We start from the raw sequence: 12186 nt of genomic DNA, 5'->3' as shown, positions 1-12186 counted from the left end.
GATGAAAATGAGTAACTCAAACATAATTAGAAAGGCTGTATTTAGCATAATTGTTACCGCAATTGTAGCATGCAATTCAAACCAAAAGAAAATTAATTCTATTTCTAATGATAATCCTTTTGAAGAAAAAGTAGATTCTATATTGAATTTAATGACAGTTGAAGAAAAAATAGGTCAATTAAATTTGCCAAGTGCAGGACAATTTACTACGGGTCAGGCTAAAAATTCGGATATAGCTGCCAAAATTGAAAAGGGGTTAGTAGGTGGTCTTTTTAATATTAAATCTGTTTCAAATATCAGAGATATTCAAAAAATAGCCACCGAAAAAAGCCGCTTAAAAATACCTTTAATTTTTGGACTGGATGTTATTCATGGATATGAAACTACTTTTCCAATTCCATTAGGATTATCATGTTCTTGGGATATGGAACTTATCAAAAAAACGGCTCAAATGGCTGCCCAGGAAGCAACTGCAGATGGTATAAACTGGACTTTTTCCCCCATGGTTGATGTTTCTCGTGACCCACGTTGGGGTCGTGTATCAGAAGGCTCTGGAGAAGACCCATATTTAGGAAGCGAAATCGCCAAAGCGATGGTACAAGGTTATCAAGGAAATGATTTAACGCAAAAAAATACTTTATTGTCTTGCGTTAAGCATTTTGCCTTATATGGCGCGCCAGATGCGGGGAGAGATTATAATACTGTGGACATGAGTAGGTTAAGAATGTATAATGAGTATTTTCCACCATATAAAGCTGCAGTAGACGCTGGTGTAGGATCTGTGATGGCTTCTTTTAATGAGATTGATGGTGTTCCGGCAACAGGTAATAAATGGTTACTTACGGATTTGTTAAGAGATGAGTGGGGTTTTAATGGATTTACTGTTTCGGACTATACAGGAGTTGAAGAAATGATATATCATGGGGTAGGAGATTTACAACAAGTTTCTGCGCTATCCTTGAATGCAGGGTTAGATATGGATATGGTTTCTGAAGGGTTTTTAACCACATTAAAAAAATCTTTGGAAGAAGGGAAAATTTCAATAGATGTTTTAAATACAGCGGTAAAGCGTATTTTATTGGCAAAATATAAGTTGGGTTTGTTTGACGACCCTTTTAAATATTGTGATGATAACAGGGCAAAAACCGAAATATATACAAAGGAAAACAGAGCTTTTGCAAGAAAAGTTAGTGCCGAATCTATGGTGCTACTTAAAAATGCAGATCAGGTTTTACCTTTAAAAAAACAGGGAATAATAGCATTAGTTGGCCCATTAGCTAATACAGCAGTTAATATGGCAGGCACTTGGAGTGTGGCTACAAATCAAGAAGCTTCTATTCCCTTATTAGAAGGTTTAAAAAAAGTAGCTGGAAATAACGTAAAGGTAATTTACGCAAAAGGTAGTAATGTTGATTACAATTTGGAATATGAAAAACGGGTTACTATGTTTGGAAAAGAAATTCCAAGAGATGAAAAATCAGATAAACAATTATTAAACGAGGCTCTATCCATCGCTGCACAGGCTGATGTTATTGTTGCAGCCATTGGAGAAAGTAGTGAAATGAGCGGGGAGTGCAGTAGTGTTACGAATTTACAAATTCCACAGGTTCAGAAGGATTTGTTAAATGCACTATTAAAAACAGGGAAGCCTGTTGTATTAGTTTTATTTACTGGAAGACCTTTAGCAATTGTTGAGGAAAATGAAAAAGTGCCAGCCATTTTAAATGTTTGGTTCCCAGGTAGTGAAGCTGGTTTGGCTATTTCAGATGTACTTTTTGGCGATGTAAATCCTTCGGGAAAATTGTCAGCTACATTTCCAAGAAATGTAGGGCAGATTCCTATTTATTACAGTCATAAAAATACAGGCCGTCCATTAGGAAATAAAGATGGTGTTTTTGAAAAATTTAAATCAAACTACATTGATGTTCGTAATGAACCTTTATATCCTTTTGGGTTTGGTTTGAGCTATACTACATTTGAATATAAAAATTTAAAATTAAATTCTGGCAAGATTAAAATGAACGAATCGCTTGAAGTTTCAGTTGAAGTTACTAATTCTGGAGATTATGATGGTAAGGAAGTCGTTCAATTATATATACGTGATTTGGTAGGTTCTATTACTAGACCTGTAAAAGAACTAAAGGGCTTTCAAAAAATTTATTTAAAGAAAAACGAAACAAAAACGGTAACCTTTAAACTTTCAGTTGAGGATTTAAAGTTTTACAATTATAATTTGGATTTTGTTGCTGAATCAGGAGAGTTTGAAGTGTTTGTCGGTTCAAATTCAGATACTAATTTGAAATCTGAATTTGAGCTCATTGATTGACCTATCTTCTAGATAATACGATATGAAAAGATTGATAACAGTACTAATTATTTTTTTACAGTTGCAATTAGTTAGTGCTCAGCAAAAAACGTATTGTAATCCCATTAATATAGACTACGGTTATACACCATTTGAATCGTTTTCAAGTCAAGGAAAACATAGAGCAACTGCTGATCCTGTCATTGTAAATTTTAGAAATAAATACTTCCTGTTTTCTACAAATCAAGAGGGCTATTGGTGGAGTGATGATATGCTCCATTGGAAGTTTGTTTACAGGAAGTTTCTTCGTGATGATACCTATACGCACGATTTAAATGCGCCGGCTGTATGGGCAATGAAAAACACGCTTTATGTGTACGGATCTACTTGGAAATCAGATTTCCCTATTTATAAAAGTACCAATCCAACGGTTGATGATTGGCAAATAGCTGTTGACACGCTTAAAGTAGGTGCATGGGACCCTGCTTTTCATTATGATGAATCTAAGGATAAACTCTATTTATATTGGGGCTCGAGTAACATGTGGCCACTTTTAGGAACAGAAATTAATATTAAAACCATGCAATCTGAAGGTTATACTGTACCAATTGTAAAATTATTTCCTGAAGACCATGGTTGGGAACGTTTTGGTGAATACAATGATAATGTGTTTTTACAACCTTTTATTGAAGGTGCGTGGATGACAAAACACAACGGGAAATATTATATGCAATATGGTGCCCCAGCTACTGAATTTAGTGGTTATGCAGATGGTGTATACGTTAGTAATAATCCCTTAGATGGTTTTGAATACCAATCACATAACCCTTTTTCATATAAACCAGGTGGTTTTGCCAGAGGTGCTGGACACGGATCAACCTATCAGGACAATTTTGGAAACTGGTGGCATGTATCTACAATTTTTATATCCACAAAAAATAATTTTGAAAGACGATTAGGTATTTGGCCTGCTGGTTTTGATAAGGATGATGTTATGTATTGCAATACTGCTTATGGAGATTATCCTACATTACTTCCTGAATTTGCTAAAGCAAAGGATTTTTCTGGAGGATTATTTAATGGTTGGATGCTTTTAAATTATCAAAAACCTGTTCGAGTTTCTTCTACTTTAGGAGGCTTTAATGCTAATTTTGCAGTTGATGAAGATATAAAGACCTACTGGAGCGCTAAGACAGGCGATAAAGGAGAATGGTTTCAGACTGATTTAGGAGAAGTGTCTACAATAAATGCTATTCAAATAAATTATGCAGATCAAGATGTTGAATTTTTAGGTAAAACTTTAGGAAAATTTCATCAATACATCATTTATGGATCAAATAATGGTACTAATTGGCACGTAATTGTTGATAAAAGCAATAATGATGTGGATGTGCCTCATGATTATATTGAACTAAAGACACCTAAGCAAGCCCGATTTCTTAAGATGCAAAACATCAAAATGCCTACAGGTAAGTTTGCGTTAAGTGGTTTTCGAGTTTTTGGAAAGGGAAATGGAATTAAACCAAATATGGTTGAGAATTTCACTGTATTACGGTCTAGCCCAAAAAAATATGGAGAAAGAAGAAGTATTTGGTTTAAATGGCAACAAAATGTTTTAGCAGATGGTTATGTTATTTATTGGGGAAAATCTCCTAATAAACTTTACGGAAGCATTATGGTATATGGTAAAAATGAATATTTTTTTACTGGAGCAGATAGAGCTGATGCCTACTATTTTCAAATAGAGGCTTTTAATAATAATGGTATTTCTCCAAGAAGCAAAGTTGTGTTTGTAGAATAAATTCATTAGAATAAAACACTTGGTCGTTCTACTATCTATTGAAATTTTTTAACTTTTATTTCCAATTTACAAACTTATTCAACTTATGAAAAAAAATAAGTTTGAACTTTTACCTATAGGAGTTACTATATTAAAGTGGATTTAACCATCTTATATTTTTGGCTCTTATGATTGCAAATTATATTTGAAAAATACTATATTTGAATTGGTAATGAAAAATTGACATTTCACTATTGTTTCACCATTCTATAAATAGAAGCTGGTAAGCAATAAACATAAGGGTTAGGACAAAAAGTTCGAATCAAGTCGAGGTCACTAGAACCTTCAACCTAAAAAGTTGAGGGTTTTATTTTTTAGCTTCATATTTTCAAGTTTAATTTTTCAAAAAACTCAAGAGTTTGATTTGAAGTCAGGTCTATCTGGTTCACTAGAACCTTCAACCTAAAAAGTTGGGGGTTTTATTTTTTAGCTTCATATTTTCAAGTTTAATTTTTCAAAAAACTCGAGAGTTTGGTTTGAAGTCAGATCTATCTGGTTCACTAATGTTTTTAAAGGTTTCAAGTGATTGAAGCCTTTTTTATTTTATCATTTGCCCAAAATTTGCCCATTATTTCAAAATTAAGCCAATTTAATATTGAATACTTATCAAGACTATGCCCATATTTAAAACTTTTTACTTCTGTTATGGTGTTATGTTCAGTATCATAGACAACCTCAACAAAGAACTAGGATAGCCCCATTTAAATTAATACAAATTGCAGACAAGCATACTATAAACATTAAAATTTATTGTAAAAAAAAACCACCTAATTACTTAAGTGGTTTATTAAAATTTTTTTTAAAAGTATCTATAATTAGTGAGTCATTTTAGGTAATCTTATCCAATTAGATTCTTTGATCACTGACCATTTACTGTTATCCGATCCAGACATCAAAGTTTTAAACTCTTCACTTGCCATTCTGGTTTTCATTCTATCTTCCCAATGATTGTAATAATCAAATCTTGTTTTATCAATTAGTATGATCATATAATCTGCATCATTCCCTCCGAAGACAGATTTAAACATAGCCACATGATAGTTGATTCCTAATTTAGCATCTGCTTCACTAGCTTTTTTCCACCAAGCTTCAAAAGCATCACCTTGCATAAGGTCTACGCTAAAATACTGTACTCTTCGGTATAGTAGTTGGTCACGTTCTTCCTGAGTCATGGATTCCCAAGATCTAGGAAGAGTACTGCCCTCAGAAACAAACTCCCAAACCGAACTGTTTTTAAAATCGGTACTGGACAAAAATTGATCCCAACTTCCCTCTAATTGACCAGGCATTGACCTAAATTCCTCAGCAATCTGTTCTTCTTTTTCTTTCTCATTTTTCCTGGTATCAGCCATTTCCTGCAAGGAACCATAAAATCTGGTTGCAATTAATTCTCGTGAGCCATCAACTTGATGTACACGCATTTGGGCACTTTCTGTCTCGGTCACTTTCTTGAGCGAACTCATCCATCGGTTAAGGATATCCTCATAAGCAGAGACATCTGTGGTTTCAATTTCGGAAACAACCATAATCATCTGTGAATGAGAGGTAAAGACAAATAGAAATAGGGTAACAAAAGTGAGCAATAGTTTTTTCATAATTATTTAATTAATTGGTTAGTTCGCTAATTTATATAATTTTTTAAATAAATGTGATTAAAAACATTTTTCTATTCTATACCCTTTGGAAAAAAACTTGATTTCATCAAATTTAGGATCATACTTATCAAGACTATGCCCATATTTAAAACTTCTTACTTATGTAATAATATTAGGCTCCACATCATAAACTACCTCAACAAAGTATTGCACGAGATTTACTCTTTTATCTTTCTTTTTTAAAATTCCATTGAAATTAAAACACTAATGAAAAATACAAGAGGACAAATAAAACTTGGAATTTTAAATTTAATCACTTTTCACTTCTAATCTTTGCGATTAGAAAATGAATAATTAACACCGACAGTTACAGCATCTACAGATAATCCATCTGTAGATATTCCTCGATACGATAAAGTTAGTTGAACAGAGTCTGAAATATTATACCCAAAAATAGGGCGGTAATAAAATCCACCATCGTTTCCTACTCCAATTGCGTATCCTACATCTGCCCCAAGTATGAATTTATCTGATAAATCAAACCTGCTTGCAAAAGCGATTGGAACAAAGGATGCATTTTCAAGATAAAAACCGCTATTATTACCTTTTAATTCATTAGAAAGGAAAAAATTAAAACCTGTCGCTATTCCGGCTGAAAATTTATCTGATACAAACCAATAGTTGGCATCAATACCGATAATGAAACTGTAAAAATCGTGTGCATCAGATACAGGTGCTCCCAAGTTAGATCCAATACTGAATCTTTGCCCATAAGCACTAAACGCAATAAGTATAATGGTAGAATAGAGAATTAAATTTTTCATAATTGGTTGGTTTTAAGATTTCAAAATATTAAAATTTAAAATAAAAAGCAATTATTCAATCAAAAAACCTCACAGTTCTGTAAGGCTCATTACTTAAATCGGTTTTTGATCAATCAAGTCTTGGAGCATACTTATCAAGACTATGACCATATTTAAAACTCCTTACTTTTGTAATATACAATATCGACAATGAATTCTTACAGTTGTTGGGCTTTCGTTATTTTTTAATCTCTTGATCTATGAGCGCAAGTATGTGCTTAAATGATTCAAGCAATTCTTGTTCTTCCAATAATCCATTCGGTCGCCATGTATTGTATAACATTAAAACCATAATTCTAAATTCGGGTTTTTCATAGCGTGATTTTATATCCAGTCCTTGAAATTTACCATCAATAATCACTCCAGAGTTGACGTATATACTTCTTACATAGTCTGGCATCTGTTCATCGATCTTCACTTGATCCTCCAATGCATCAGTTATTTCATCCTCCAGGGATGATATTGAATAAAGGAGTTCCTTATTGGATAAAGTGTTTATTTTTCCTGACGATATCAAAGATTTCAATATCCCAAGTTTTGGATCAAAAGTAGCATTATTTACCATTTGTAAGTAATTTGTAAGAAAAATGCTGTCAGGCATATTATCAAAAGCTTCTCTGTCATTAAACAAATCCTTGAGCTTTTTTGCCACATCATAGGATTTCTGGTGGCTGACGATGGTCTTAGTTAGTGCTTCAATGTTGGAGACAATCTCAGAGCGGAGGTCTATAAGTGAATTATGTTCCTCAATTTTTAGTTTTCTGTGCTCATTCCAATTATTGATAGAAAGGGCAATAAGAATTCCAATAATGACAAGTATAATTTCGCCAATGGCATATTTGAGATAGTTGGTGGTTTTATTTTCCATAATTAAGTTTTGGCGGATGTTTCGGAAGAGTTTAATCATCAACCAGTTCTTTATCAATTAAATTAAAGATTTGTTCAATTCTATTTTTAGTAAAGCTATATATGCCCAACTTATAAGTTCTGAAGACTTCTGTTTGTTTCATTAACATTTTGAATTTGGGATCTTTTTTTAAGGTTTCAAAATCTAGTGGTACAAAACCAATTGTGGCATAATGTGTATGACCATCTACTTTATATTCTCTTGGATATTTTAATGTATCAGACGGAAAAATAGCTTTAAATTTCAGAGAATAATTTGAATTGGGTTCAAAATGATTTTGGTAATAGTCTGAAAAATAAGCTGATATGTCAGGATGAAATGGATTGTCTTTACTAATTCTTGGAAAACCTCTTTCGTACAGACCTTGTAATCTTCGTCTAATACTGTCATTCCTTATAATGTCTAAACCTTCTTCTTTTATTCTGCTATAAGCAGATGCTGTCGGATAAATATACTCGTCTTTAGTGAGCCAGTAAAAATCAAAACACATAGTGTCGTTATAACTTACATTTTGTTGAATGTAATCTGATATTCTAAAATTACTACGTATACCAAGTTCCAGAAGATTAATGTCACTTTCAATATCACTATAAGTACTTGAGAGTTCGTCCTTTACTTGAGCAAGCAATACTTTTTCTAGTTGGTTACGTTTTCTGTCACTGTTCCAATTGCTCACTTGCAATGCAAGTAAAATACCAACCATGACCAGTACAATCTCACCAATAGCATACCTGAAATATTTCAATGGCTTGTTATCATCTGCTAATGTTTTACGGATTTTTCTGAAGAATGGTATCATAAGCTTGGTTGGTTTTTAGTGAGGAAAACAATTGGTTGTATCCACACTATAACACTAATATATTAAATATTTTATAAGTTGTTAAACTCGTATAAGGTCATTTAATTTTCAGAAGTAGGCAAGAACCGAGCAATTATTTTTACACGATGTTGCCAGCAGTATTTATTCATTTTTTGCTGGGGTGGAATGAAGCATTTCTAATTTCCATCCTTTTTCTGTCAAAATAATGGTCGCACTTTCAAGCCAATGAGCCTTCCTAAAGATTTTATTATCAAATGAAAATGAAGCTTGGTTCTTGTATGTAACCCAAGCCATACCATTTAAAACTTTAACTTTAATAAACTCTATTTCGTTCACGCGTTTAGGAATCGGTTTTTTAAGTACAGCATTGTCTAGATAAGTTGAAATAGAGTCATTATTCCACACTTCACCATTTTCCAAAAGCAGAAAATCCTTTGTGTAGTAATTATCAATGCTTTTAGAGTTCATTTCAGACCATATTTTGTCAAAAGATTCAATAATCAAATTTTTAATGTAAGATTTGTCAGTTTCTATTGAACTTTGCCCATATGATATAGATGTTAAAAATATCATTAAAATTATAGCATTAAATCTTTTCATATGTTGTGATTTAAATTGATTTTAACTTGTTTCTGTGCTTTCGTTATTTTTTATGCAATTCAATCTCTTCATTAAGTAATTGTAAGAGTTGTACTGCTTTATCTTTTATTGCTTCGTTTCCAGATTTTTGCAAACTTGATATAGTATTCCTGTAAGTAATTTTGTTAGCTATCTCAAGTTTGTTTTTGGGTTCATTAATTACTTGAATCAATATTTTTTTTAGGTCATCATCATTAATTATTTTGTTTTGAAAAGGATAAAAGTCATTAAACTTTTGAACCATTCTTTTCGAATTTCCATAAGATGCAAATCCGCCTGACGAGATGAAAGTTCCAGTTGTTAAATTGTCTACAAGATTGGTATTGTTAATATTTGTGTTTCTTGTAAATAAATCAATTTGTTGATTGAAGCCTATCAGTTCCTCCTTTAGTTTTGTGTTTTGAATGATGTTAATTTGGTTAGAATTTAGCATTTGTAATAGAGTCGTATTTGCATTAGAAAATGTCCAACGAGTTGTTAAATCATTTAATTTTGGGAAAATACTATCCATATTCTTAAAGCCTTCATTCAATTCGTAATGCTCTATAATGTCATTTGAATGGTCGATAATAATATTTTCATAATCGATGTATATATCTAACATATTTATTTGAGTTTCTAAATCATCTCTTAAATTGTTCAGATATGTAATTTCTTGATTACGTAATTTTTGGTTTTCTTTCCAATTGTTTATCGCTAATGCAATTAAAATCCCAATAACAACTAGTATGATTTCTCCGATTGCATAAATCAGATATTTACTGAATTTGTTTTCAATCAGCATTTTTTGTCTAATTTTTCGGAAGAATTTTATCATTGGTTTATTGGTTGGTCATAATTAAGGCTAACGTGTTTGTGTAATGATAGTTGCGTTTGCAAGCAACTAACTTTGGTTTAGCTAAAACTAGCAATTTTTTTTATACGGTGTTAGCCTTAGTTCTTATTTTACATATTCAATGTTTCTAACACTAATTTTATTTGCATCGTTATTAAAGATAAAACTGGCAACGATAAATAATTCTTTTAGATTTGTGGGTTTAAATTTTGAAAGTGGAATTTCATAAGTTTCCCATTTGTTTGATAAGATTAAAGGAACTTTAGTTTCTGAACCATCATCTGGAGCATCAGCGTCTTTTAATGCGACTGAAACAGTTTCTCCACCTTTATCACCTTTTAATTCTAATTTGAGAGTCTTATAACTTGAAAAATCTTTTGTAGGTCTTTCAACCATTGCGTTGGATGGATTTCTAAAGTATACAACAGTCCAATCATTTTTTGGAACATTTATAGTGTACTCATATATTCCATAAATTATTTCAAAAGGTTTATTGCCCGCAGATGCATATCCACTATTAAAAAACATAGTATTATCAACACCCTTTGTTAGCACTTTGGAATAACCTTCTGTGCCACTAATCTCAAAATAGTTCTCTAGATTTTTAGCGGAAGCTTCATCAAATGTTTTGATGTTATTATCAATCATTCGAACAATTTCGTTACCAATTATATTGAGATTTTCTAATTGTACTATTAACGCAGGCCCTTTAAAATTTGTTTGGTCATACATTACATAAGCAGTAGGATGATTCAATATTTCTTTTAAGTATGGTTGTAAGTTTGTTAATTCTTGGGTATCGCCAATATAATCAGGAAAGGATATGTAAATGTTTTTTTCAAAACCTTGACTTGAAAAATTGCTATAGGCATTGCGTAGAATCTCATTATAGTCTTTTTCTTTTAATCCAATTTCTTGTACAAGATTATAATATTTATATAATAGATTTTCTAAATCCAGACCCTGTAACTTCCGCAGGTATCCTGAATTTTTAATAGACTCAAATCCGCTCAAATCTGATGTAAAATAGTCAAGATTCGAAATGGCAGATAATGTTTCAGATGCAAATTTGATATCAGTTCTTTCTAAATATTCTGAAATAAAAAGAGTCGAAGTTAGATGTGGTATTCTTGAAATCACATTAATTCTATTCGTTTTTAGAAATTCAGCTTTTTTAATATCTTCTTTAATATTTTTAGAGATGCTATTGAGATATCCTGTTAATGCATCTTGTTCAAGTTTATTTTGATTCCAGTTATTGATTTGCAGCGCAATAAGTATACCTATAACAACTAATACTATCTCTCCAATAGCATACAACAGATATTTACTAAACTTATTTTCAGTTAAAAGACGATGCCTAATTTTTCGAAATAATTTTATCATTGGTCATTTCCTTTAAGTTCATTGTCTATCAAACTTTTTATTCTTTCTAACCTTGTTGTAAAGTTATCATTTAAATAGCTTTTTGCGCCAGCTGATTGATAAGAAATATACTTTACACTTTTATAAAATTCAGTGTCCGAGGCAATTGACTTTAAATCAAAACTTACTCCTTGATAGGATGAAATAGGTTTAATTAAACTTGAAGATTCAGGTATTCCATCAAGGTGGCCTATAGCCAATCTATCGGTTTCTTTTAGCACAAGATTAGCGGGTGTTGCAATTTGCTGTTTTTCTTCAAATTGAGATTGGAAGCTAGCTAATTCATTTTTTAGATTTTCTGAATTAATATACATTAACTTACCTGAATTTATTATTTCAGCATAGGTGGGCAGTGTTTGAGAATAATCTATAATCCAACCTACCCTTATCATTGACGAAATAAACATTGAGGAATCGGTTACTTTTTGGTCATCAAGTGATTTTAGAATAAAATCTGCATAATCTTTTCGAATCTCTAATGATTTTTGCAACTCTTTCAGATTTTTGATGTTTTCTTCAACATCTAACTTAAGATTATTCAACAAGATATTTGTTTCTTTATATTCTCTACGGACTTGATTCCAGTTATTGATTTGTAAGGCAATCAGAATTCCTATAACAACAAGAATAATTTCTCCTATTGCATATTTGAAATACTTGCTTGTCTTTCCTTCCGAAAGTAAGTTTTGTCTAATTTTTCTAAAGAATTTTATCATTGGTTAGCGGTTTCTGATAATGAAGCACAACGTGTTTGTGCATGATTAGTGGCGTGTTTAATCACCTAATTTAGCAAATAAACACCAGATAGAAAATCCGCGAGGATTTTCGTAAGTAGGCGAGAACCAGCCATTAATTATACACGGCTTAAGTTTGTCTTTTGTTAAATTAGACCTATTAATCAGAAAGAACAAAAGAGCAGAGTAAGGTTATTATAGCCGTAGGAACTTTAGATTCCGT

At 31.8% G+C, this 12186-nt stretch carries 10 protein-coding genes; 2 read left to right on the top strand and 8 right to left on the bottom strand.

The genetic code is table 11. The features are described 5' to 3' along the window. The first annotated feature begins 7 nt into the window (after nt 1-7). Together bglX and V8G56_RS13465 are read left to right on the top strand one after the other, a co-directional pair. On the top strand, nt 8-2326 hold the full coding sequence (gene bglX / locus V8G56_RS13470) for a beta-glucosidase BglX (RefSeq protein WP_395438986.1): 2319 nt from the start codon (nt 8-10) through the stop codon (nt 2324-2326). Nucleotides 2327-2348: 22 nt separating this feature from the next. After that, nucleotides 2349-4106: a discoidin domain-containing protein gene (locus V8G56_RS13465; RefSeq protein ID WP_395438985.1), complete on the top strand. Its 1758-nt coding sequence runs from the start codon at nt 2349-2351 to the stop codon at nt 4104-4106. Between the two features lie 854 nt (nt 4107-4960). Here V8G56_RS13465 and V8G56_RS13460 read toward each other — a convergent pair. The 8 genes from V8G56_RS13460 to V8G56_RS13425 form a co-directional block, all read right to left on the bottom strand. Continuing rightward, nucleotides 4961-5740 carry a hypothetical protein gene (locus V8G56_RS13460; protein WP_395438984.1) on the bottom strand — a complete coding sequence of 260 codons (780 nt, stop codon included), beginning with the start codon at nt 5738-5740 and terminating at the stop codon, nt 4961-4963. Between the two features lie 326 nt (nt 5741-6066). Beyond that, nucleotides 6067-6564 carry a hypothetical protein gene (locus tag V8G56_RS13455; RefSeq protein WP_395438983.1) on the bottom strand — a complete coding sequence of 166 codons (498 nt, stop codon included), beginning with the start codon at nt 6562-6564 and terminating at the stop codon, nt 6067-6069. 217 nt (nt 6565-6781) lie between these two features. After that, the gene (locus tag V8G56_RS13450) at nt 6782-7510 is read right to left on the bottom strand and encodes a DUF6090 family protein (protein WP_395438982.1); all 729 of its coding nucleotides are present in this window, start codon (nt 7508-7510) and stop codon (nt 6782-6784) included. Then, entirely contained in the window at nt 7503-8309 is an 807-nt protein-coding gene (locus tag V8G56_RS13445; RefSeq protein WP_395438981.1) for a DUF6090 family protein, read from the bottom strand. The genes V8G56_RS13450 and V8G56_RS13445 overlap by 8 nt, the downstream gene beginning before the upstream one ends. Nucleotides 8310-8471: 162 nt before the next feature. Next, nucleotides 8472-8930 (bottom strand): DUF4440 domain-containing protein, encoded by a 459-nt coding sequence (locus V8G56_RS13440; RefSeq protein ID WP_395438980.1) that lies wholly within the window; start codon nt 8928-8930, stop codon nt 8472-8474. A 43-nt stretch (nt 8931-8973) separates the two neighbouring features. Then, the gene (locus V8G56_RS13435; protein WP_395438979.1) at nt 8974-9786 is read right to left on the bottom strand and encodes a DUF6090 family protein; all 813 of its coding nucleotides are present in this window, start codon (nt 9784-9786) and stop codon (nt 8974-8976) included. Nucleotides 9787-9909: 123 nt separating this feature from the next. Next, nucleotides 9910-11190, bottom strand: coding sequence for a DUF6090 family protein (locus tag V8G56_RS13430; protein WP_395438978.1), 1281 nt, complete (start codon nt 11188-11190; stop codon nt 9910-9912). Next, the gene (locus V8G56_RS13425) at nt 11187-11945 is read right to left on the bottom strand and encodes a DUF6090 family protein (RefSeq protein WP_395438977.1); all 759 of its coding nucleotides are present in this window, start codon (nt 11943-11945) and stop codon (nt 11187-11189) included. Before V8G56_RS13425 ends, V8G56_RS13430 begins: the two co-directional genes overlap by 4 nt. Between the last annotated feature and the right edge of the window lie 241 nt (nt 11946-12186).

This window comes from Gaetbulibacter aquiaggeris (assembly GCF_044003965.1).
Taxonomy (GTDB): domain Bacteria; phylum Bacteroidota; class Bacteroidia; order Flavobacteriales; family Flavobacteriaceae; genus Yeosuana; species Yeosuana aquiaggeris.
The sequence above is the reverse complement of the archived record's forward strand: the minus strand, read 5'-3'. Positions and strand labels throughout refer to the sequence as shown.